27 protein-coding genes are annotated in these 23,443 nt (G+C 46.9%); 1 reads left to right on the plus strand and 26 read right to left on the minus strand.

Going from position 1 to position 23,443, the window contains the following annotated elements; translation table 11 throughout:
* Positions 1-14: 14 nt before the first annotated feature.
* From bshA to ACTHPG_RS13240, 6 genes are all read right to left on the minus strand, one after another.
* The gene (bshA, locus tag ACTHPG_RS13215; protein WP_440389857.1) at positions 15-1,175 is read right to left on the minus strand and encodes an N-acetyl-alpha-D-glucosaminyl L-malate synthase BshA; all 1,161 of its coding nucleotides are present in this window, start codon (positions 1,173-1,175) and stop codon (positions 15-17) included.
* A gap of 105 nt (positions 1,176-1,280) precedes the next feature.
* Positions 1,281-1,979, minus strand: coding sequence for a bacillithiol biosynthesis deacetylase BshB1 (gene bshB1, locus ACTHPG_RS13220; RefSeq protein WP_440389858.1), 699 nt, complete (start codon positions 1,977-1,979; stop codon positions 1,281-1,283).
* Positions 1,976-2,416 carry a methylglyoxal synthase gene (gene mgsA, locus ACTHPG_RS13225; protein WP_017687735.1) on the minus strand — a complete coding sequence of 147 codons (441 nt, stop codon included), beginning with the start codon at positions 2,414-2,416 and terminating at the stop codon, positions 1,976-1,978. The genes bshB1 and mgsA overlap by 4 nt, the downstream gene beginning before the upstream one ends.
* Positions 2,417-2,428: 12 nt before the next feature.
* Positions 2,429-3,232 carry a 4-hydroxy-tetrahydrodipicolinate reductase gene (gene dapB / locus ACTHPG_RS13230; protein ID WP_339235159.1) on the minus strand — a complete coding sequence of 268 codons (804 nt, stop codon included), beginning with the start codon at positions 3,230-3,232 and terminating at the stop codon, positions 2,429-2,431.
* Positions 3,233-3,311: 79 nt separating this feature from the next.
* Entirely contained in the window at positions 3,312-3,836 is a 525-nt protein-coding gene (locus ACTHPG_RS13235) for a tetratricopeptide repeat protein (RefSeq protein WP_440389860.1), read from the minus strand.
* A 50-nt stretch (positions 3,837-3,886) separates the two neighbouring features.
* Positions 3,887-4,216: a nucleotide pyrophosphohydrolase gene (locus ACTHPG_RS13240; protein WP_017687732.1), complete on the minus strand. Its 330-nt coding sequence runs from the start codon at positions 4,214-4,216 to the stop codon at positions 3,887-3,889.
* 173 nt (positions 4,217-4,389) lie between these two features.
* On the opposite strand from ACTHPG_RS13240, the gene ACTHPG_RS13245 reads away from it, so the two are divergent.
* Positions 4,390-5,259, plus strand: coding sequence for a YitT family protein (locus ACTHPG_RS13245; RefSeq protein ID WP_253438555.1), 870 nt, complete (start codon positions 4,390-4,392; stop codon positions 5,257-5,259).
* 110 nt (positions 5,260-5,369) lie between these two features.
* Here the strand turns inward: ACTHPG_RS13245 and ACTHPG_RS13250 are convergent, their stop codons facing one another.
* The 20 genes from ACTHPG_RS13250 to trpE all read right to left on the minus strand — a co-directional run bounded on the left by ACTHPG_RS13250 (position 5,370) and on the right by trpE (position 23,197).
* Positions 5,370-6,239: a sporulation protein YpjB gene (locus tag ACTHPG_RS13250; RefSeq protein WP_440389863.1), complete on the minus strand. Its 870-nt coding sequence runs from the start codon at positions 6,237-6,239 to the stop codon at positions 5,370-5,372.
* Positions 6,240-6,305: 66 nt separating this feature from the next.
* On the minus strand, positions 6,306-6,932 hold the full coding sequence (locus ACTHPG_RS13255) for a DUF1405 domain-containing protein (RefSeq protein ID WP_440389864.1): 627 nt from the start codon (positions 6,930-6,932) through the stop codon (positions 6,306-6,308).
* Positions 6,933-7,046: 114 nt separating this feature from the next.
* Positions 7,047-7,931, minus strand: a complete 885-nt coding sequence (locus ACTHPG_RS13260) for a c-type cytochrome (RefSeq protein WP_440389865.1) — start codon at positions 7,929-7,931, stop codon at positions 7,047-7,049.
* A 22-nt stretch (positions 7,932-7,953) separates the two neighbouring features.
* Positions 7,954-8,625, minus strand: coding sequence for a menaquinol-cytochrome c reductase cytochrome b subunit (qcrB, locus tag ACTHPG_RS13265; RefSeq protein ID WP_017687726.1), 672 nt, complete (start codon positions 8,623-8,625; stop codon positions 7,954-7,956).
* A gap of 15 nt (positions 8,626-8,640) precedes the next feature.
* Positions 8,641-9,183: a ubiquinol-cytochrome c reductase iron-sulfur subunit gene (locus tag ACTHPG_RS13270; RefSeq protein ID WP_278294411.1), complete on the minus strand. Its 543-nt coding sequence runs from the start codon at positions 9,181-9,183 to the stop codon at positions 8,641-8,643.
* A 192-nt stretch (positions 9,184-9,375) separates the two neighbouring features.
* On the minus strand, positions 9,376-9,798 hold the full coding sequence (locus ACTHPG_RS13275; RefSeq protein WP_440389867.1) for a DUF2487 family protein: 423 nt from the start codon (positions 9,796-9,798) through the stop codon (positions 9,376-9,378).
* Positions 9,799-9,950: 152 nt separating this feature from the next.
* A complete protein-coding gene (locus tag ACTHPG_RS13280; protein WP_017687723.1) occupies positions 9,951-10,130 on the minus strand; it encodes an IDEAL domain-containing protein in 180 nt (59 codons plus the stop codon).
* Between the two features lie 23 nt (positions 10,131-10,153).
* A complete protein-coding gene (locus tag ACTHPG_RS13285; RefSeq protein WP_440389869.1) occupies positions 10,154-10,660 on the minus strand; it encodes a gamma carbonic anhydrase family protein in 507 nt (168 codons plus the stop codon).
* A gap of 44 nt (positions 10,661-10,704) precedes the next feature.
* The gene (locus ACTHPG_RS13290) at positions 10,705-11,823 is read right to left on the minus strand and encodes a hypothetical protein (protein ID WP_440389871.1); all 1,119 of its coding nucleotides are present in this window, start codon (positions 11,821-11,823) and stop codon (positions 10,705-10,707) included.
* Between the two features lie 275 nt (positions 11,824-12,098).
* On the minus strand, positions 12,099-12,698 hold the full coding sequence (locus ACTHPG_RS13295) for a histidine phosphatase family protein (RefSeq protein ID WP_440389872.1): 600 nt from the start codon (positions 12,696-12,698) through the stop codon (positions 12,099-12,101).
* Between the two features lie 43 nt (positions 12,699-12,741).
* Positions 12,742-13,377 carry an anti-sigma factor family protein gene (locus ACTHPG_RS13300; RefSeq protein WP_440389873.1) on the minus strand — a complete coding sequence of 212 codons (636 nt, stop codon included), beginning with the start codon at positions 13,375-13,377 and terminating at the stop codon, positions 12,742-12,744.
* Positions 13,374-13,967 (minus strand): RNA polymerase sigma factor, encoded by a 594-nt coding sequence (locus ACTHPG_RS13305; RefSeq protein ID WP_062835180.1) that lies wholly within the window; start codon positions 13,965-13,967, stop codon positions 13,374-13,376. The genes ACTHPG_RS13300 and ACTHPG_RS13305 overlap by 4 nt, the downstream gene beginning before the upstream one ends.
* A gap of 730 nt (positions 13,968-14,697) precedes the next feature.
* Positions 14,698-15,792 carry a prephenate dehydrogenase gene (locus tag ACTHPG_RS13310; RefSeq protein WP_440389874.1) on the minus strand — a complete coding sequence of 365 codons (1,095 nt, stop codon included), beginning with the start codon at positions 15,790-15,792 and terminating at the stop codon, positions 14,698-14,700.
* Positions 15,793-15,818: 26 nt separating this feature from the next.
* Positions 15,819-16,919, minus strand: a complete 1,101-nt coding sequence (gene hisC / locus ACTHPG_RS13315; protein ID WP_440389875.1) for a histidinol-phosphate transaminase — start codon at positions 16,917-16,919, stop codon at positions 15,819-15,821.
* An 86-nt stretch (positions 16,920-17,005) separates the two neighbouring features.
* A complete protein-coding gene (gene trpA / locus ACTHPG_RS13320) occupies positions 17,006-17,812 on the minus strand; it encodes a tryptophan synthase subunit alpha (protein WP_440389876.1) in 807 nt (268 codons plus the stop codon).
* Entirely contained in the window at positions 17,809-19,008 is a 1,200-nt protein-coding gene (trpB, locus tag ACTHPG_RS13325; RefSeq protein ID WP_440389877.1) for a tryptophan synthase subunit beta, read from the minus strand. Before trpB ends, trpA begins: the two co-directional genes overlap by 4 nt.
* Positions 19,005-19,706 carry a phosphoribosylanthranilate isomerase gene (locus tag ACTHPG_RS13330; protein ID WP_440389878.1) on the minus strand — a complete coding sequence of 234 codons (702 nt, stop codon included), beginning with the start codon at positions 19,704-19,706 and terminating at the stop codon, positions 19,005-19,007. Before ACTHPG_RS13330 ends, trpB begins: the two co-directional genes overlap by 4 nt.
* Positions 19,707-19,741: 35 nt before the next feature.
* The gene (gene trpC / locus ACTHPG_RS13335; protein WP_440389879.1) at positions 19,742-20,530 is read right to left on the minus strand and encodes an indole-3-glycerol phosphate synthase TrpC; all 789 of its coding nucleotides are present in this window, start codon (positions 20,528-20,530) and stop codon (positions 19,742-19,744) included.
* Positions 20,520-21,560, minus strand: a complete 1,041-nt coding sequence (trpD, locus tag ACTHPG_RS13340) for an anthranilate phosphoribosyltransferase (RefSeq protein WP_440390243.1) — start codon at positions 21,558-21,560, stop codon at positions 20,520-20,522. The genes trpC and trpD overlap by 11 nt, the downstream gene beginning before the upstream one ends.
* A gap of 68 nt (positions 21,561-21,628) precedes the next feature.
* Complete coding sequence (gene trpE, locus ACTHPG_RS13345) at positions 21,629-23,197, minus strand: anthranilate synthase component I (protein WP_440389881.1); 1,569 nt, start codon at positions 23,195-23,197, stop codon at positions 21,629-21,631.
* Positions 23,198-23,443 lie beyond the last annotated feature (246 nt).

The raw sequence follows: 23,443 nt of genomic DNA on the forward strand, positions 1-23,443 counted from the left end.
CGTCAAATCATTTATTAACCGCAAACCGGCTTCAAGTTCGGAACTTCCCTTCCCAGCACCCGGTAATAAATCTGTTCATATTCATGCCGAATGGCATCATTGCAGAAATCGTGATGTGCGCGTTGAAGACACGCTTCCCTAAACTCGGCAGCCAAACGATCGTCTGTTAACAAACGGATGGTGTTCTCAGCCATGGATTGTGTATCCCCGATTGCGGATAGGTAACCTGTCTTGCCATGTAAGACCAGTTCCGGAATTCCTCCAGCCTGTGAACCGATCGTGGGTACGCCGCAAGCCATTGCTTCAAGCGCTACAAGTCCGAAACTTTCCTTCTCCGATGGAAGCATCAACACGTCAGCCATGGAGATGACTTGAGCAATATCATCCTGTTTGCCAAGGAAATGAACCTTATCATTTAGGCCGAGATCATTAATTTTCCATTGCATCTTCGGCAAATCAGGCCCCTCACCGACAAACAAAAGTTTGGCTGGAACCTGCTCCTGTACCTGACGGAAGACCTCTACCACATCCTGAGTTCTCTTCACCGGTCGGAAGTTGGAAATGTGCATCAATATTTTTTCGTCGGGCGCAGCGAAGTCTCTTCGCAGACTGGCCGCATCCCGCGGATAATATATTCGTTTATCAATAAAATTATAGGTTAGATCGATTGGACGTTGGATATCGAGCAAGTCGACCGTTTCCCGAATCAAATCTTTGGATACCGCCGTGACCGCGTCACTTTCATTAATGGCAAGGCGAATGAGATCCTTCAGAGATTCATCCTGAGCCAGAACCGTAATATCCGTTCCATGTAATGTGGTAACTACTTTCAGCCCATCACCTACCATCTGTTTCGCAAGAAAAGCACATACTGCGTGAGGCACAGCATAGTGAACATGCAGCAAATCCAGCTGCTGTGACTTAGCCACCTGAGCCATTTTCGTTGCCAGTGACAGATCATACGGGGGGTAACGAAAGACATAATAATCATTGACTTCAACTTCGTGATAAAAAATATTCTTCTGGAATGATCCCAGTCTGAACGGGATACTGTTGGCAATAAAATGTACCTGATGCCCCTGTTCTGCAAGCAATTTGCCCAGTTCCGTTGCGACAACGCCAGACCCGCCGAGGGACGGATAACAGGTGATGCCTATTTTTAGCTTTTGATCCATCCGGTAGACGCTCCTTTGATCTCCCGCTTCATGCAGGTTGATATAATGCAAATGCAACGGAATAATGAAACTTTCGTCTCATTAACACGTAAATTATGAAATCGTTTATTGGGGACTCGGGCCAAATTGATGAACCACGTAAGGTGTAATTGTAGCAAAACCTTCTGCGAACGGGATGAAACTGCGTTGTCCAAGCAAGGAATCACGGGCTCTTACACGTTCAATATACCCTTGATTCAATGGCGTTGAGACCACACCTTCTCCCTGTTCGAATTGGGAACGATAAGAGAGCAATGACGTTTCTTTTTGCTCATAGTGTTCCGTAATATCGACAATCAAATCCACAGGTCCAATGTCATTAATAAAGTAAAAATAAAGTTCCTTCACCTGCACGGCAGGCATGCCGGGCATGTAGTTCCGAAGTTTCGCGTTAAATACAGCCTCCTGCACAAGCTTACTGCAATTGACATGATCCGGATGACGATCTTCCCAATAGGGAGCAAATACCATCCGTGGGGCGTGACGCCGTATCTCAGCCGTTATCGCCTGTACATGTTCAGGCGTAAGATACAACCCACGATCAGGAAGCCCCAGATTCGTTCGACACGAAAGACCGAGGACGCGGGAGGCTTGCTCCGCTTCCTCGGTTCTGCGCTCTACTGTTCCATTGGAAGACATCTCAGCACGAGTCAGATCACACACGCCTACTTTCAAGCCAGCAGCGGTATGTTTGGCAATCGTTCCACCCATACCAATCTCGGCATCGTCCGCATGTGCTCCAAAGATGAGAATATCCAGACTCATTCGGAATCACCCGAATTCAATCCAGCCTCCGGCTTGTATTTATGTACCAGCTCTCTCCAGGCAAAATCGCCACGATCCAGAGCCTTAACCAGAATCTCTGCTGTTGCGATATTGGTGGCAAGTGGAATGCCCTGCACATCACAAAGACGTAACAACGCATTAATATCCGGCTCGTGAGGTTGTGCCATCAATGGATCGCGCAGGAAAATAATCAGATCCATCTCATTTTGCGCAACCAAAGCTCCAATCTGCTGATCTCCGCCCAGTGGGCCTGATTCGAATCGATGAATCTTCAGAGACGTTCCTTCCATAATACGAAGGCCTGTTGTTCCTGTAGAATACAATTGATGGTCCGTAAAAACAGGCTCATAAGCTGTCACGAAATTAACCATCTCTTCTTTTTTACGATCATGGGCGATAAATGCTATTTTCAACATGACAATCTCCTTTTAGTCGATAAAGTGGTCAAATCCGTAGATCATACCTGTATATTCCATAACCTTTTGCACACCAATTTTAACACCAGGCATATAACCTGCGCGCTCGTAGGAGTCATGCCGAATTTTAAGTGACTGCCCATAGTCTCCGAAAACAACTTCCTGCTGCGCGAACACGCCAGGCAATCGTACACTGTGAATTCGGAAACCGTTGTAATAACCACCGCGTGATCCTTCAATGGTTTCTTCTTCATTCGGATTACCCTGACGAAGTTCTTCCCGATTGGCTGCAATCAGTTCCGCAGTTTTGATCGCTGTTCCAGAAGGAGCATCCAGCTTCTGATCCCCGTGATATTCGATAATCTCCACATTAGGCATATGTTTGGCAGCCTGTGCTGCGAATCGCATCATCAGAATGGCACCGATCGAGAAGTTAGGGGCAATAAGCCCTCCAATTCCTTTGTCCTGGCACTGCTTGTCCAACTGTTCAATCTGCTCCGGCGTAAAGCCGGTAACACCCATGACAGGTCGAACTCCATGACGGATTGCGATCTCGGTATGTGCAAAAGCATATTGCGGCACTGTAAAATCAACCATAACCTGAGGTTTTGTTTCGGCAAACGCCATTTCGATATCATCAGTCACCAGCACCCCACACTCCGGCAAACCAACAAGGGTTCCTGCATCCGTGCCTGCTCCGGAGCGGTTGACAGCCGCTGCAAGCTCCAATTCCGGGTCCTGAAGTACCAACTTCACAACTTCACGGCCCATTCGGCCAGCCGCTCCGATCACGGCAACTCTAATTACTTCACTCATATTGACTGCATCTCCTCACTATGTTGGATCATTTCGTTGAATCCATTTCAATTCGAAAGAAATCTTTGCGATCGAATTCTTATTGAATGGAGTTCATACGTTGCTTGATTTCCTGTAACAACTGATGCAGTTGCCCATTCTGCGGGTCCAGTAAAATGGCCTCACGCAGCGCCTGAATTGCATAGTCAAATTCATTCAAATCACTGTAAGCCAGCGCAAGCATCACATGAGCTTCCACGGATAGTGGATCAAGTCTGACCGCTTCTTGCAGAAGCGTTGACGCTTCCACAAAGCGCTCCTGTGTTGCAATACCTGCCTGCTCCAACAGCAACTTCGCTCTGGAAGTCAATTGTTTCGCTTCCAATGTCTGCAGATGTAAAATATACTCTTCTGTTCCTGGAGCCAATTCAACCGCCTTGCGCGCATATTCAAGCGCTGGAATCAGATGCTTGCTGCGGGCGTGTGTAATGGAACAGCGATAATATAGTTCCGCATGTGTTGGATGAGCGTGAATGGCTGACTCGAACCAACGAATCGCCTGCTCAAAATCATTTTGCAATATACAGCGGTAAGCCTGCTGCATATATTCTTCCGGTTTCATCATTCAGCTGACCCTCCCCGATCGGGTGATGGTACAGCATATGTAATCTACGCCTAATCGGTGTTTTTGGGAGTCCACCGATTGGCATCGCGGGTGTTAAATTTATGCATGACTTTGTCGTGTGCCTCAGCCAGATCAATTCCCAGCGAGTTTGCAAAACAAATCGTGATAAATAAAATATCTCCAAGCTCAAGTTCAATGGAATTGGCTGCTTCGGAAGATTTCTTCGGCTTCTCACCGAACTCATGATTCACTTCCCTGGCAAGTTCCCCAACCTCTTCAGACATCCGGGCCAACATGGCCAGAGGACTGAAATAACCCTCCTTGAACTGGGAGATATACTGATCAACCTCACGCTGCATTTCTGCGATGCTTTTCTCCATGAGAACGGATTCTCCTTTTGAAATGATGTCGTATTTGTTCCTAATAATATCAGTTATTTAGATTCACTTCCACCATCATCAGCGACAAATCATTTTTAAAGAATCAATAAACAGGTATACTAGGATGGGAATGATTGCTTCTTCATTCTAATTTATCTACAGCGAGGGATCTTATGAGCACTGCCAAAACCTGGGTTCAAGTTAAACTGGTTCTTCCCATCCTGCTGGGTACAGCCTTATATGCCTTTGGGCTCCTCTATTTTATTATCCCCAACCAGCTTATGGAAGGTGGACTCACCGGGGTGACCGTGCTGATCAATTACGCATTCGGCATCTCACCTTCACTTACGACCTTGATTCTTAATGTTCCCCTCTTTCTGATCGGGCTCAAAATTTTGGGCGGACGACAGATGATCTATACGGGTATCGGAATCGGGGCCTTGACCGTTTTTCTATGGTTGTTTGAGAAGTTGATTCATCTGGGCTGGATAGAACCATTACATACCGAGAATGACTTACTGTTAGCAGCACTATATGCAGGCGTCACCCTTGGAGCCGGTCTTGGCATCGTATTTCGTTGGGGTGGAACGACCGGCGGTTCAGACATCATTGCTCGTATTCTCAACCGCAAGTATGGGTGGAGTATGGGACGAGTACTACTGGGCATCGATTTTGTCATTATCGGGCTCTCGCTCATCTACATCCCCAAAGAAAAAATTCTGTATACGCTCGTAGCTGTATTCATCGCTTCCAAAGTCATCGACTTTATACAGGAAGGTGCATATTCTGCACGGGCATTTATGATTATTAGTGACCATGCACCCGAGATTGCCGACCAGATCACACGGGACATGGATCGCGGCGTTACCCTCATTCCAGCCATTGGCGCGTACTCCAAACAGGCAAAACACATGGCCTACTGCGTGATCTCCAGGCAAGAGTTCAGGCGTCTGCAGACCATCGTACGTTCCATTGATCCCAGGGCTTTTGTGATCATCAGTGATGTTCACGATGTACATGGAGAAGGTTTCAAAGAAAGCTGACATCTCACAGAAGCTACAAAGAAACCTCTTTTCACATGAAGAGCCGCATGGCTGTTTATGCAAAAAGAGGCTTTTTTTAAGTTACATCCCATGCTGACGTTCATATCCAATTAACGCCGAAAAGGAAAAACCCCCTGCTGCTGTGCACGATATTTACGATATCCAGCGTAACTTAGCGTCGCCACAATGACTGAGCTAATCAGCAGCCCCGCTGCCCTGCGATCAGGACCCTGTACAAACGGTACAAAGGCACTCTCGTCCTTCTCGCGACCAAATAACTGGTTCACCAGTTCCTCCCCGTGGCCCACCATGCTCTTTAACTGAGTAAGATCAGGCTGCTTTGCAGCGGTAAGCCCTTTGGTATGAGATAACCAGGCGTCCATCTGAGCAATCTCATACGGTTCACGGCGAATCAGTGCAGCAGGACGAATGGTCTCATAATGCTCCTCCAAAACAGAGTAGCGGTTTGCCAGTACGGCAGCAGTTTGCCCTTGATTTGTAGCAGCGGATAAAGCGTCCAGATCGTTTTTTACGATTTTATAATATTGCAGCCATAAAGGCTTGGTTGGATTTGCGAGACTATCTGCTGCAAGTCTGAGTTTGGCAGAGGACTGCTGAAGAGAAGCATCGTCATTTTTCACCCTCACAACGGCTTGTTTCACTTCAACAATGGTTTCGGACAAGGCGTGAATGCCCTCGACTGTTGTTTGTCCCTCAAAAGAAATATGCTCCAGACTTTTACTGATACGCAGAATGCTTCCTCGCACTTCTTCAATATTGTTTTCAAGCGCCTGACGATACAATAGTGCTGCTTCCTCATTCAGTTGTGTTATTGAATTGCTTGTGGACACTTGCTGATCTGACATCGAATTCAATGCTTCACTTTGCGCGGATACACGATATGCTAAGTTCGTCCAAAGCAGCAGAGCCATGAACGATACCACCAATAAGCCGGTTTTGATCCTGAACGTTCTCTTCATGGACATCCCTCCCACCACCAATGTATGGCGGTGGACAGTTCGTTAGAACAAGCAGAAGATCTGGGATCAGGTTCGTTTCGCTTGTCTGAGCGCAAGCCATGCACACAGAATGCTCACCAGCGTCAGCCCGAAAGTGAAATTACGTACACCATCTACATGATCATAGAGGGAAGCGGGTAACCAAGGGTAAATATCGTATGTATAATCCATCGTATCGTTCAACAGCGTCCAGAGACCTGCAACGATAAGGGCAGCCCAGCGGAAGCCGAAAAAGCGTACATAAATCAGAGCTTCAATGGCCATCGCACTATGCGAAGCAATCAACATCCAGTCTTGCCAGTGCTGTGTACCGCCTTGCATCCAGCCAGCGAAAATAATGGACACGGCCCACACGCCATATTTCACAGATGTGACCACGGCAAGCGCCTGAATCACATGTCCGATCCGTTTGATCATGATGGACCTTGGTGGGTACAAGACCCATAACAACGCTAAAGTAAAAAACAAACTCGCTGTTGGACTATCCGGCACAAATACGATCTGCCACACTGGTTGCTCAGCCAGCGTCAATTTCATTTGCTCTCCGTACCAAATGTATCCGTATACCGTTCCTACCGCATTACACCAAAATAATAGCCACAGGAAATAACGATTGGTTAGAAATTCCCTACTCCAGAAAAACGATAAAGCCACGTTCCCTGCCCCTTCCTTCATCATATATTGTGCACGATACAGTGCAGTCCACCAAAAAACACTTCAAAAAAACCTGACCGCATAAACGATCAGGTTTCATTGGTTATTTCGATTTTACTGTTCTGCTTTCTGTTTCGCAAGCCATTCGGTTAGATGAGTGATCTCTTCATCAGTAACACCTTGAGCGATGGCATTATTGTATTGTGGAGGCATTTCGTTATAACCTTCTTTAATAATGGTGAGAATCTCTTCCTGGCTGTGATTGTCACCCACACCCCGAAGTGAAGGTCCGCTCGCGCCCTTCATGTCAGCCGCATGGCAGCCAATACAACCGGCCTTCTTGTACGTTTCCATGGCAGGATCATCCTGTTCCACGATCGCAACTTCCTCTTGCTGTCCGGGTGCGTTGGAAACTGGTGGTAGCCCCTGTTCACGTCGTTCCAGCGCTTCTTCTTCACGTTGAATATGTTCAGGCTTCTGTCCACTTGCTTCCAATTCATGTTCGTAGTGCGTCCACGCTACATTCGTCAAGTAGAATACAGAAATGACCGACAAAATCATCAGTGATGAAGCAATTGGGCGTTTATAGAAACGCCGCTCCTTGCCTGTATCCAGGAATGGTGCCAGCAGCAAAGCTCCAAAAGCGACTCCGCTGACCCCCAGTACGCCGAGCAGAACGTAATCGCCCGATGCGTATGGATACTTCAAGTACTGATACAGAAAAAGGAAGTACCAGTCCGGCATAGGAATTACGGATGCGCTCGGATTGGCCGGATAGCCCAAAGGTGCAGGTTCTGAGATCGTGAGAACCAGAATCCCCACCAATACAACGACACCAACCATCCATTCTTTCAGCAGGAAGTTGGGAATAAAGGCCTCTGATTTGCCGGGATACGCCGTGTAATCAGGAGGGGTAATGAATCCCGCGCCTTTACGGACCCGTGAATCACCGACAAAGATAACCTTTTCCTCATCATGCTTCTTATGTCCGTGAGCCATTGCGATTCCTCCCTTCTTTCGTTTATAGTGGTCCCGAAATGCCCTGTCTGCGGATCATGATAAAGTGTCCGACCAGAAGCACCAGAAGCACAGCGGGGAGGAAGAATACGTGCAGGGCAAAGAATCGGGTTAGTGTCTGTGCACCGACAATCGTACCGCCTTGCAGGAATTCTTTAATAATTGGTCCTAACCAAGGAACCGTATTGGCAATCTCCAGTGTTACTTTTGTTGCAAAATAGGCTTTGTTATCCCATGGCAACAAGTACCCTGTCAACCCCAGGCCCAACATGACGAAAAAGATCAACATGCCGACAACCCAGTTCATTTCACGCGGTGCCTTGTAAGAGCCTGTAAAGAACACACGCATCGTATGTAAAAACATCATTACGATAACCAGACTGGCTCCCCAGTGGTGCATGCCGCGAACAATTTGGCCGAAGGCTACTTTGGTCTGCAGGTACTCCACACTTGCGTAGGCATTGATAATATCAGGTACGTAATACATGGTCAGGAACATGCCTGACAGAATCTGAATAACGGTAATAAAGAACGTCAATCCACCAAAGCAGTATACGAATGCGGAAAAGTGATGAGCCGGATTTACATGCTCTGGAACTTCATGATCCGCAACGTCCCGCCAGATTGGAGTGATGTCGAGACGCTCGTCAATCCAGTCATAGACATTTTTAAACATCTGCGTTCACGCCTCCTAATTCACTCGGGTGTTCGGAACAATGTCGCCCAGATATACCCAACCCTGCTCTTCCTTGACTACGTACTCATCCAGCGGTTTGGGGGCTACGGCAAGATTCTTCCCTTCCTTGTCATAGTGCGCGCCATGGCAGGGGCAATGATACTCGTCAGGGTACTGCTTGTCACTATTCCAACCTACTGTACATCCCAGATGTTTACAGATAGGTGAGAGTGCATAAATTTTCCCCTGTTCGTCTTTGCGAATCCACGCCACTAACGATGCATTACTCAGATACCAACCATCCTGTTGTTTAAGTTCAAAGGTAAATTCTTGAGGCTCATTCGTAATTTTGCTGATTTCAGCTACTTTGACAGAGGTGCCTTCTCCCTTATGTTGCAAAATCGGGTCCACCGCAAAACGGACCATAGGAAGGATTGCACCGGCGGCCATGTAGGCTGTAGCTCCACCAAGCGTGTACGTCAAAAACTGCCTGCGTGACATCTCCATGCGGCTTGGCAATTTCAATGAAGCTTCGTGGTCGTCATGCTCACTGCTCATACTGTCTCCAACCCCCTTTTTCAGCCAACTCTCTCAAACGTTTTCATTTTCATAAATTCCACGACTTACTAGAACATACATAATCATATAGTAGCCCTAGAACACCGTCAAGAATTTGTCACACATTTTTAAGGTTCAATTGTAAGCGTTATTAAAAAAATGTTGTAAAATTGTCACATTTGCGGCCGAAACCTACTTTTTCCACAACTCTCGTATTTTTTCCCCTACAAATCTCGCAATTCCGTCTTCTCCAACCATATGAGTTAACACAGACCGACTCAAAACCAGATCAGCAGATGGAATTTCCACCTCATCCAAATGACCATCTGATGACATAATAACCACATATTTGAACCCTGAAGACTTAAGCTGTGAAGACAAGGAATTTAATGTCATTGACAATTCCGGATTAGCATAGTGAAAGGCTGGATAAGTCATGATTCTCCCTTTGAAAGGAATTTCGACCAGATCCAGAAAATCTCTCAGCCGCTCCAATGCCTCGGTAACTTCAACCGGCGACTGCTCACCGCTAAGAGCTGTGTATGGAATAAGGCATGTATCCAGATAGAGTTGCAGTTCAGCCCAGCTGTCTTGAGTCATCTCACTGAATTTCAATTCCCTATATCCCCTCTCTATCCATTTTATTCCCATATTATATATGAGCATATCTTATAAATCCAGACATTCATTGTGAAATTTCACATATCAAAAAAGGAAACACGCGTCTGCGCATTCCCTTTTATCTCAGAAAGGATATATGTTGCCCATCAGTTTATGGTCCTCAGTTCATCCGTCAGACTCCGGAAAGCTACTTCGTCTCCGGTAGCTAACGCTTTATCGATTTCCAAATAGAGCTTCTCGCTGCGCTGCTTGCGAAGCGCTTCGTCCCACACCATCTCAGCTGCCAGCCCCAACATGACTTCATACGTAACTTTCATTTTATCCAATAGGATGCACCTCCAAAACGGATTTAAGAGCTCCTATATTCTATTCCTTTGGTGACATAACCCAGTGAAGTTCTGGACATCCGCTCCAGATCGGCGTCAGTCAGCTCACGTATCACTTTGGCAGGTGTCCCCAAAGCAAGAGTATAGGGCGGAATTTTACTATTCTCAGTAACAACAGAACCGGCTCCAATCAGCGTATATTCGCCAATGTCGGCTCCATTCAACACAATGGCTCCCATGCCGATTAATGATCCTGTTCCAATTTGACAACCATGAATGATCGCTGTATGCCCTACTGAAACATCATCTCCCAAAATCAAAGGTTGATCAGTATTGACATGCCCGACAACGTTATCTTGAATATTACAGCGCTTTCCAATGATTATAGGAGCCAAATCAGCCCGCAGGACTGCATTGAACCAGACGGAAGACTCTTCTCCCATTCTCAAATCACCGATCAGTTTGGCACCTTCAGCCATATATACCGAAGGGTGTAACTGAGGCTGTAGACCTTTGTATGGAATTATCATTATTATCACTCCTTAATTTGGGAGTGATTTTAGCAACTTGTCCTTCACTTGTCAAACATTATAGGTGTGGTGTCTCCTGTGATGGAACGACAGGATGCAGCAAGACGTGAACCCCAGGCTGTCATTTGTATAGTCCGGCCTTCCTCATGTTCTCCGATACGGACCATGCCAAGATGCAACATCATTTTAACAATTCTGTTATCATAAATGGCCTCGGCCGTATCATAATAGAATGGTTGTATGAATGGACCGATCTGACGAAACAGCGACTCGGCGGTTGACCATTCCTGAGCACACTCGCCTGTCCAATACACAATAGAGGACAGATTGGGTATAGCACCTTTATACAATCTTAACCAAAACCTAAATAGCTGTATCATTTCAGCTGTTTTCTCAGCCACCAACTTATCTTCTCCAGCTGGTGATAGCTTCAGCATGCCTTGCTCCTCACGAACCAGACGATGGTGAAACGCATAGTCGTAGATAAGGGCGAATCGATCCGGGTAATCCTTGAACGAACGGCCATATCCGAATCTCCATCCACCTTTGCCCACTAATTCCTCACTAACGTGCAGATGCTCCATAATCTGCTGTTGAGAGCGTCGGTACATCATGCCTTCGGCGTTAAGGGCAATTTCGTGCTGCTGTACAAACTGCAGGAATAGCTTGAGATCATCCGCTAAGAGGTGATACTCATCCCGATACATAGGTGGTTCCGTTGTTTGGGTGATTCCTGCTCGCAGATGTGTGGATAACACATCCCTGAATCTTAATTTCAGATCCTGGGGCACCTGATACAAATACCTGGTCTGCTGCGTTGTCCCATTGAACAACCATCCACTCTTATTGAAGCGAACGATGAGATCACGTGGACTCGCGCCAGCCTCACTCTCCTTTTTGTCCATCGATTGACGGGCTATGGCAATGAGTTCTTCCATACCATAATACTGGCGAGGATCAAACAACAAGTTGTTCAAAAACCGCTGATCTGCTTGATTCAGTTGACGTACCTGCTGCTCAAAAAAGGGTCTGCTGCCCAATGTAGCGAGAATACTCTGGATGAGTTCATGTTTGGAGTTGGGCTTGCAATCACATTGGTAATAGTCTGCTATTCGATTAAGCTGGCCAATATCGGCAAAAGTAAGCATATCCGCTAGATTCATGGGTCCATCGCCTCGCCCGTTAACTACTTCGGCTGCAGATTTGAAGCCTGAAATAGTTTGGTTTTGTAAACATCGTTGACGGAATTCCCATAATCTAAACCTCTTTTAGGAAATCTTTTATGTTTGAATCCATTTCCTAATAGCTTTAGTAAATTATGAAATGGATTTGTTAATCATACTATGCCTCAAGTTGGTCAATCAGAAGAAAAATGAGAGGTTTGAAATCGATATAAAACCTTAATTCCCATAGAACGCAAAAAAACAACCCAAGTTGGTTACTCAGGTTGTTTCGCTGTGTCCAAGGACAGATGTCGTGTGCAATTATATAACAACGGACTCCAGTCATCACGTTCCTTTTCCAGAATCGTCAGTGACAGATTTCCAATCCGTTCAGTATACCGATCTTTAAACAAAGCTGTTAACAGGTTGGCCAGAAAAGCTCCGTGAGTGACAATGAGCACGTTTTGGTCTGGATAGGCAGACCATAGATCTTCCAGAAACGCCAGTGCACGAATCTGGATATCCGCGATCTGCTCCTGTCCCAAGTCCAATGTCTCCCAGGTTTTCCCCCAACGGGCAACCCGTTCTTCTGAAGTCAGACCTTCAATCTGACCAAAAGCCCTTTCTTTCAACCGTGCGTCCGGCTCAAGCATAGGTACATTTAACAGTTTAGAGATAATCTCGCCTGTTTCCTGTGCCCGCGATAATCCACTTGTGATGATATGGTCCCACTGGTATTCTTCCGTCAACAGACGTCTTCCCAGTCGCTCTGCCTGTGCACGACCTTCCCCATTCAGAGGTATATCAGTCTGCCCCTGTATACGGCCCGCCGCATTCCAGTCTGTAAGACCGTGACGAATAAGCCCGATTCGCACTTACATCCCTCATTTCTTCACACGGCGAACGAAAGGTTATTACCTATGCACTCGCACTTTGTTTACGTTTATTCGTGGTTCGATGCATACGTCCAAGAGAAAATAACGCCATACCTATTGCAAGTAAAGACAGAGCCATCCAATACTGAGGATAAGCAGGTCCCATGCTCACTACAAAAGGTTCGATGATACTCCCTCTGTCCGCTCCAGTCATGTTGTACTGATACATTCCAGATGACGATGGGCCGCTTCCCGCAACCCCTGTCTCCAGAATACCTGTAGCAACAACTTTGGTTTGCTCAGCTTCTGATACGTCTGGCTTAAACATTGCCATATACAGAAAGCTGCATAAAAAAATAGCCAGGAACGCGGCAATCCACAAAGACATATGCTTGCGGATCGCAGCAGAGAAACGATTAACCTTTGCCTCTTCCGGCAATAACCATGGAGACTCCGCATAGATCCGGTCCATAACGTTACGGTTTACTCTCTCTGCCTGTTGTTCTGTCACTGGAACCGGGATGCTGTGCAGCAAGATCTGGGCTTCTTCCCAGACCTCAAACTGCTCGGAGCACTCTTCACAACCAGCGAGATGAGCATGAAATGCAATCCGCTGAGGATGATTCTCCGGCAAGTCCCAGACCAGTGCAAACAGTTCCTGGGCATCATTGCAGTTCATCGGTTCTTCATCCCTTCATATGGCTCGTACACCGGTTCGAAGAAATAAGGTTCCAATTGAGTTTTTACGCTTGATCTTGCTCTGAACAATAGCGATTTCACAGAACTGACGCTCTGCCCAAGAATATTCGCAATCTCCTGGTAGTCTAGTTGATCATACTCGCGGAGTATAATCGCAGAACGTTGCTTCTCCGGCAAATTGTTAATCGCATCTCTAACCAGCATCACCCGCTCGCTGCGCAATACAGCATACTCCGGTGCATTCTCCGAAGGAGCAACGGGAACAATCCCGCTCTCTTCAAGTGGGACATTTCCGCTGCGCTGTTTGCGAAGCTCACTCAGTACCGTATTTCTCGCAATGGTATATAACCAGGTTGAGAATGAGGCATCCACCTCACGGAAAGAGTGCAGACTGCGGAACGCCTTATAGAAAGTCTCAGAACAGAGATCTTCCGCAAGCAGCTCCATATTGGAACTTTTCAACATATGATATACGAAAGCCAGTATTTTACGCTGATAACGACTCATCAGCTCGGAATATAACTCCAGGTTACCTTCCTTGATCTCTCGAATCAACTGGGAATCCGTCATTTGAGTGCGACCCCTCCTCGCCCATCCATGTGCTTCTCCCCGTTCGACTCTATCCATGTATTACCGAACAGGCACAAAAAAGTTGCGGTTTTCACCGCATATAAACAGCGTTCAGCGCCATAGCTGGCCTTCCCGCCAAATTCCCCTATGTAATGGCAATTTCCCCAACGTTTCTACATTAACAGTATTTATTGTACAACGGTCTGCATCATCCTGGCAAATCCATTGCTATCCACAGAACCCGACCTGTCATTCATATGCAGTCATTTTCACGTTCATGACTTCATTTTGAGCCTTTTTGGTAAGCCTTGCTTATATAGACGCACGATATAATGAAAAGGTTACAAAAATGTGATATTTTTTTGATTTAAGGTGACCTGCCGGTTAAATGATTCGAAAAGTAAGCAGATAAATGAGATGAGATTTATATATATATTTATATATTCAATCAACCAATACCTTTTTAAGACAAAAAAAAGACCGCTTACATAAGCGGCCATTGCTCACGTGGAGCAATACAGTTATTGGATAGGAGTGGAGAGAAACCATACTGTACCCTTATTATATGTATACGTTTTCATTTTGTCAACACCTTAAATGAAATTGTTTAAATTAATTATATCTTTCGGTAATTCAGGATAATAACTCCTTTTTTTTTTGCGTATAAGAATCCTTTGAACAACTCCCATATAACCCCACAAAAAAGAGGGCTTTCGCCCTCTTTCTTACCTTATATCCACACTTGATAGCCTAAGGAATCCAATAATGTCTTGGCTCGTTCCATATCTTCTTCCTGACGGAAAGACAGACGCATAATGCCCGGCACATCCACCCGGTTTTCAATAATCTCCAAGTTGCTCAGGTTGATGTCATTTGCCCCAAGTTCAGTTGCAATTTTACCAATCATACCCGGTGCATCCTGGACATCCGTATACAGATCAAATAATGGGGAAATCATGCCTTTGCGTCGTTCAGGCAATACACTCCGGAACTCACGGGCCTGACGAAATGCTTCCTCTATGCCTTCACCGTTCTTATGCTCCAACATATCCGTAAAGGCTGTCATTTGGCTATTCCAGTCCTTAAGCAAACCCAGCAGTACATCACGGTTGCTAAGCAAGATATCTCTCCACACAATCGCATCACTGGATGCAATCCGGGTAATATCCCGGAAGCCACCTGCAGCCAGCATCTTATACAGTGGATTCGATTCATTATATTCACGCACCTGATTCACCAGCGCTACAGCAATAACATGTGGCAGATGACTAATCGCCCCCACGATGTCATCGTGCAGCAGAGGCTCCACACGCACGATCTGTGCCCGCGTATACGCAAGCAGCTCAGATAACCTGCTGTAAGCTTCTTCAGGTACATGTTCTGAAGGAGTTAAGACATAGTATGCATTCTCAAACAACACGGCTGAGGCAGCATCCACACCTGCACGCTCCGACCCTGCCATCGGATGACCACCAATGAAGTAAGCGTTAGTCAGCCGGACATGCTCGGCACAAGCAGCAATGGAAGCTTTAGTACTTCCTACGTCCGTGATGATACATCCTTTTTTCAATGGCAGCTTGGAGAGCTTCTCGAAATAGGATTCAAGCAGACCTACGGGAACGCACAAAAAAATAAAGTCGGCATCCTCTACCGCTTCTTCCAGAGAGAGCGTGGCATCATCCACTACACCGCTCGCTATGTACTTGTCCTTCAGTTCATCCAGGTGGGCGTAACCCATCACGGTTACACCTGGCTTGCCTTTGAAGCAAAGCGCAAGTGAACCGCCGATGAGTCCTACACCAATCATTGCAATTTTTAGTTTCATGGGTCCTCACTCTTTCATCGCCAGTATTAAGGGCGTGCTACCGCCTTCTCAGCCAGCGTGTTCTCCAGTGCCGTGACAAATGCACGGTTCTGTTCTGATGTTCCGACGGACACACGAATGTAAGTTGGGTATACGTTGAATCCCGGGCGAACGATAATGCCTTGTTTGAGCAAGGATTGGAACGCCGTTGCCGAAGGCATTTTCAGATCAACCATAATGAAATTACCCTGTGAAGGGAAATATGACAATCCCAACCGTGAAAATTCATTTTGCAGGTAATCACGATCTGTTGCATTCCGCTTTGAGCACTCTTGAACAAAATCCTGATCCAGTAGTGCAGCAGTAGCTGCAACCTGTCCAAAACGCGAGGTGTTAAACGGCTCACGTACACGGTTAATCAGATCAATTATTTCGGGACGTGCAATGCCGTACCCGATCCGAAGCGAAGCCAAACCGTAAATTTTGGAGAAAGTCCGCAGAATGACCAAGTTCGGATACCGTTCGATCAATGATATGCTTTGCGGATATGCTTCATCCGTTACGAATTCATAATAAGCTTCGTCCAGTATGACCATCACATGAGCAGGCACGCGGTCCATAAAGGCTGTAAGTTCCTGCTCGGAGATGATTGTACCTGTCGGATTATTCGGATTACACACCCATACCGCTTTGGTTTTGTCGCTGATTTGCGCAAGCATCGCGCTCAGATCATGCGTTCCATCCTTCAGAGGCACTTCAATGGTAACGGCACCCTCAATATCTGCATTGCTTTTGTATACGGAGAATGTCTGATCCGCCATGATGGTCTCGTCGCCCGGCAAGAAGAAAGCTCTCGTGATCAAAGCAATAATCTCATCGGAACCACAACCAAATATTAAGTTATTTCGTTCAACGCCAAGATGCTTGGCAAGAACTCCAGTCAGCTCAACCGAGCTACCGTCTGGATATATGCTTATGTTACTCATTTCTCTCGTAATGGCTTCCAGAGCGGCAGGAGAACTGCCGTACGGATTTTCGTTGGAGGCCAGCTTGATGACTTGTTCAAGCCCCAGTTCACGTTTCACTTCTTCAATCGGTTTGCCCGGCTGGTACACAGGCAGATTGACAATCTGGGATTTCGGTTTCAACCCGACCGCCTCCTGTTAATGAAATAATGTTCGACACGAATCAGCGTGTACCTCACGTGTCCAAAGGATGTCCTTTCAGAACACCCCTATCCCTTTAATTGTGCCACAAAGTTGCGAATTTGCAACAGTCCAGCAGCACGCGTATCCGGATTTTCAAGCAGAGGAATCGCATCTTCCACCTGACGAACGATGGCACTGCCTACAACAACACCATCGCAGATGCGGGAGAAATGTGTTACCTGCTCGTGACTGGAAATTCCGAAACCTACCGCTACAGGGAGATCTGTCAAGCTTTTTACCGTCTCAATGAAGCTTTCTACACCATCAAAGAAAGAAGCTCTCTCTCCAGTTACTCCAACAGAAGATACACAATAGATAAAGCCACTTGCTCCATTCACAATCCGCTCAATCCGTGCATTAGAGGTAGGCGCAACAAGCGGCACCAGATGTACACCTGCACGATTTGCGCGTTGTCGCATCTCTTCCGCTTCCTCAATCGGCAGATCCGGGATGATCATGCCACTAATATCGTGTTTGACCAATTCTTCAAAAAATACATCCAGGCCTGTCTGTAACACCGGATTATAATAAGTGAACAGCACAAATGGCAGTTTCACACCTGCCTTACGAGCTTTTGCTGCGGTTTCCATAACAGTACGAATCGTAATCTGGCTTTTCAGCGCACGTTCGGAAGCACGCTGAATGACTGGGCCATCTGCCAGTGGATCGGAATAGGGAACACCCAGTTCCAAAATATCCGCTCCCGCCTGTTCAAGCTCTTTGATGATATCAATCGTTGTATCCACATCCGGGTCTCCCACGGTTAAAAATGGAATAAGTGCCGTGCGATTCTGTTGCTTCAATTGCTGGAAGGTCTGGTCCATCAGATTCATCCCAAGTCGCCTCCCGTGTATTTCATAATGGATTCAACGTCTTTGTCTCCACGTCCCGACAGACAAATGACTACAAGATCATCTGCTGTGAGTTCAGGCGCCAGTTTGACAACCTGGGCTACCGCATGTGCTGACTCCAGAGCAGGAATGATTCCTTCCGTCCGACATAGGAGTTGCAGGGCATCCAGTGCTTCCTGGTCCGTGATCGGTACATACTTTGCCCGTTCAATATCCTTGAGATAGGAGTGCTCTGGACCAACACCCGGATAATCAAGTCCGGCCGAGATGGAATGCGCTGGCTGAACCTGTCCATACTCATCCTGCAACAGGTAACTCATAGATCCCTGGAATACACCGTGCGTACCTTTGCTCATCGTCGCCGCATGATACTCGGTATCTACCCCTTTACCTGCAGCTTCAACGCCAACAAGCTTCACATCCTGATCACCGATGAATGGATAGAACATACCAATTGCATTACTTCCTCCACCCACAGCTGCTACAATTACATCCGGCAAACGTCCTTCGATCTCCTGAATCTGACGACGGGTCTCATCACCAATCACACGTTGGAAATTCCGCACCATCATCGGATATGGATGAGGTCCAACCACTGATCCAAGTACATAGAACGTATCCTCCACATTGCTGACCCAGTAGCGAAGCGCTTCATTACCAGCATCCTTCAGTGTCCGTGTTCCGGACGTAACCGGAATCACTTCTGCTCCAAGCAGCTTCATCCGAAATACGTTTAACTGCTGACGCTCTGTATCTTCTTCGCCCATGAATACTTTGCATTCCAGTCCAAGCAATGCGGCTACGGTTGCCGTTGCAACGCCATGTTGACCTGCACCTGTTTCGGCAATAACTTTCTTCTTACCCATCCGTTTGGCAAGCAAACCTTGTCCAATGGCGTTATTAATTTTGTGCGCGCCTGTATGATTGAGATCTTCACGTTTCAGATAAATTTTCGGTCCGCCTAATCGGCGTGACAATTGCTCTGCATGATACAATGGCGTTTCACGTCCAGAATACTCGCTCAGCAAATAGTTCAGTTCCTTATTGAATTCCTCGTCTTCAGAGAAGTGGCTATATGCCTCCTCAAGTTCAATGAGTGCGTTCATTAGTGTCTCAGGTACAAAGCGGCCTCCGAAGTGACCGAAACGCCCGTGTTGATCCGGCAATTGATGTGTCATGCCTGCTTCACCCTTTCTACGAATGCTGTAATTTTGGTCATATCTTTCACACCTTCAGTCTCAACGCCACTGGATACATCGACGCCGAAAGGTGCATATGTCTGTATTAGTTCTTGTACATTGTCCGGGTGCAAACCTCCTGCAACGAACAGAGAGATTCCGCGCTTTTTCGACCATTCAACATAAGCAGGTATTCGCTCCCAGGCAAACGTTTTCCCGGAGCCCCCTCCATATAGAGGATCATGGGTATCGAGCAATATTGCATCCACGAATTTATCATAAGCATCAAGAGTCCTTATGGCTGCATCATCAGCCTCCGGACCCGTTTCATCTTTGGGGAAAGAAAAAACCTTGAATACTTTGGCATTCCACCGCTGCTTCACCTGCCGGCAGAACTCCGCAGTCTCCTGTCCATGTAGCTGGATAACATCCAGGTGAGCAATCTCCATAATGTGTTCCAGCTCTTCCAGCGTAGGATTCACAAATACCCCCGCAAGCTTCGGCCGATCATAGACAGACCATTCGAACAACACCGTTCTTAATGCAGCAGCCTGCTCGGGTTCGATTCGGCGGCGTGATTTGGCAAAAACAACACCAATGTAATCCACAGGCAAGTTTATTATCGATTTTAGCACTTCAACGTCCTGAAGTCCACATATTTTTACGGCCGTTGCCAGCCCGTTTCTCCGTTCTGACATACGATCACCTGTGCCATCGTGTATGGAAGTATTCATCATCTGGGTCCCATCAGATCAGTTACAGCCGCCTCAACATCATCTTTGCGCATGAGATGCTCACCTACGAGAATACCATGAACACCGGCCTGGATCAGAGGTACTGTTGATTCTGGACCATCAATACCACTTTCGCTAATCAGGGTGACGCCACTTGGAATCAATTCCATCAAATCCAGGGTTGTGTTCAGACTGGTTTCGAAAGTTTTCAAATTCCGATTATTGATGCCCACAAGTGTTGCCTGCGGAATTGCCAAGACCTGCTCCAGTTCTGTTCGATCGTGTACTTCAATCAAGGCATCTAGCCCCAAACTTTTGGCGAATTCCAGATATTGACGAATCTGTTCTGGTGTCAGAATGCTGGCAATCAACAGTATCGCGTCCGCACCTATTAATCTGGCCTCGGCAATCTGTCGTTCATCTATAATAAAATCCTTGCGTAATAGCGGAATGTTCACCGCCTGATGAATAGCCTGCAAATACTCGTTGCTCCCTTGAAAATACGACACATCTGTTAATACAGAAATGCAGTCTGCACCCGCTCGCTCATAAGCAGCAGCAATCTCTACCGGATGAAAATCAGGACGAATTAACCCTTTGGATGGCGACGCCTTCTTCACTTCAGCAATAAGGCCTAGGTTGCGATTGCGTCCGCTCGATAGTGCTCGTTCAAACCCCCGGGTTGCGGGTAGTTGTTCGATTTTTTGGATAGCTTCATCCATGCGAAATGTCTGTGCCAGAATTTCAACTTCTTTATGTTTGGTTGCAACGATTCGATCAAGATACATGACTGTACGCCTCCGTTGTATGAATTAACTGTTCAAGCTTCCCGGCAGCTTTGCCCGAATCTACCGCTTCTGCAGCAAGTGTCACCCCTTCCGCAATGCTATCTGCTAGACCAGACACATAGATGCACGCTCCGGCGTTCAACAGAACGACATCACGGTAGGCACTCTGCTCACCCTGGAAGATTCTTTTAATAATTTCGGCATTCCGTGCCGCATCTCCTCCAAGTACCGCTTCGAGCGGATGCAAAGACAAGCCCATATCACGCGGATCAATATCATAGGTGTGCACTTGACCATTGCGAAGTTCAGATACCTGAGTCGGCGCTGAGATACTGATTTCATCCAGACCATCATGGCTGGCTACGACCAACGCTCTTTTGAGACCAAGACGATTCAGTACTTCAGCAATCATCGGCGTCCGGGAACGATCATACAGGCCAAGCAATTGGCGATCTGCTCCTGCAGGATTGGTTAATGGTCCGAGCATATTGAAAATGGTCCGCACCCCCAGTTCTTTTCTCGGTCCCGCCGCATGTCGCATGGAAGGGTGGTATACCTGGGCAAAACAGAAGCAGATTCCGATATCATCCAGACATTGTCTGGCCTGCTCCCCGTTCAGATGGATATTTACACCGAGTGCCTCTAGTACATCCGCACTTCCCGCTTTGCCTGAAGCAGAACGGTTGCCATGTTTGGCGACCCGAACCGAAACAGCCGAAGCAATGATTGCGGATGCAGTGGAAATGTTGAATTTGTGAATTCCCGATCCGCCTGTTCCACACGTGTCCAGCAAACCGCTGCCATCGGTGAGAATTCGTCCGCCCTGACCACGCATGGCTTCAGCAAATCCGGTGATTTCATCCACCGTTTCCCCCTTCATTCGCAGCGCCATTAACAAACCTCCGATTTGAGCCGGCGTTGCCTCACCTCTCATGATCGAATACATCAAATCTCGTGCTTCGGCTTGCTCCAGATGACTGCCCTCCAAAATCTTCGCCAAACCATTCTTCATGCCATCCTCGCGAGTAATCTCAGCCATCGGGGTTACAGGGTTCTCATTCATTATCGGGTTTATGTTCATCTCCGGTCTCTCCTCTCTCAGTTCTTGGCGGCCGCTGGTGTGACAAAGTAGTCTGCATTGGCCAGTCTCAATGTGCTGTTCTTTTCTTTGGCAGGAAACATGGCTTCTGCTGTTCGAATCGCTTTGAGCAATGCTTTAGCTTTATTAACCGTTTCCTCATATTCATTCTCCGGCACAGAATCCCATACGATTCCTGCTCCGGCCTGTACATATGCTTTTCCTTTTTTGAAAATGATCGTACGAATTGTAATACAGGAGTCCATGTTACCCGAGAATCCAAGATATCCAATTGCTCCTGCATAAGCACCACGTGCCTCTTTCTCCAGTTCTGCAATAATCTCCATTGCCCGCAGTTTCGGTGCACCGGATACGGTACCCGCTGGCAAGCATGAGAGGAACGCATCGAAGAAATCTTTGTCTTCTCTAAGCTCGCCTGTCACGTTGGACACCATGTGCATCACGTGAGAATAACGTTCGATCTCCATGAACATGTCACACTTCACACTGCCGAAATTGGATACCCGGCCTAGATCGTTACGGCCCAAATCAACAAGCATCAGATGCTCCGCACGTTCTTTCTCATCCTGGAGCAGATCAGCAGCGTGTGCACGATCTTCCGCTTCTGTTGCTCCTCTTGGACGTGTGCCTGCAATTGGTCGTGTCTCCACACGATTTCCGTCCACCTTGACCAGCGCTTCAGGCGAAGTACCTACGATAATCTCATCATCCATTTTGAGATAGTACATATAAGGTGAGGGATTCAGGGTACGAAGCACACGATACACGTGAAGCGGAGAAACTTCCGTATCAATATGGAAACGCTGGGATAATACCACTTGAAAAATATCACCTGCGCGAATGTAATCTTTGGCTTGCTCCACATTACCGATAAATTGCTCCTTCGTGAGGTTGGAGCGAATATCCCCCAGTTCAATGTCTCCCGGAATGGAACGCGGATTCAGGTTCTCCCCTGGTCCTTGCTGTTGCAAACGTTCTGCAGCCTGCTCCAGCTTCTCCGAAGTCACTGCATACGCTTGACGTATCTCGTCATCCGTTGCACCGTCCTTGATGTGTACATTGCCGACGAGCAGCATCTGCTGCTTCACATGGTCAAACACGATAATCTGGTCACAGAACATAAAGCGAATGTCATCCATATTCAGGTCATCCAGCGCATGAGCTGGAAGTTTCTCATAATAGGACAGCAGATCATATCCGAAGAAACCAATGGCCCCACCTGTGAATGGTGGCAGTTCATCATCTTTGGGACTGCGATACTTACGCAGCAATGCTTTCAGTTCTTCGATCGGTTTCCCTGGCAATTCACGAGTTTTCCCTGCTTCTTCTACAACGATTCGACCCTTCTTGGCCGAGATCATCAGGAACGGATCTGTACCGATGAACGAGTATCTTGCCCACTGGATTCCCCCCTCTACACTTTCCAACAGGAATGCCCTGTCGTTGTCAGCATAACGGCGGAATATTCGAATCGGAGTCTCCATATCTGCCAGAATCCGTTTGACTACCGGAATCAGATTATACTCATTAGACATTTTCAGTACTTGATTAACGTTTGGCGTTATCATCAGATCACGTCCTTTCAGATTTGGTAGAAGAAAAGGTTATATGTACAAAAAAACCTCTACCATCAGGTAGAGGTTGGTTATAAGCTGTATTTAACAGGGTGATGTTTCATAAATAACAAGTCCTTATACTTCGCTCTCGGATTATTCACAGGTCGCTGAATGGATGCATCTCACCTCATCCAGTTTGGGAACATAAATCAGTATACAACACTTCAACTACTTCATCCGATATTCAAAATATGGGAG

Origin of the sequence: Paenibacillus sp. SAF-068 (genome assembly GCF_051967555.1) — a bacterium.
GTDB lineage: Bacteria > Bacillota > Bacilli > Paenibacillales > Paenibacillaceae > Paenibacillus.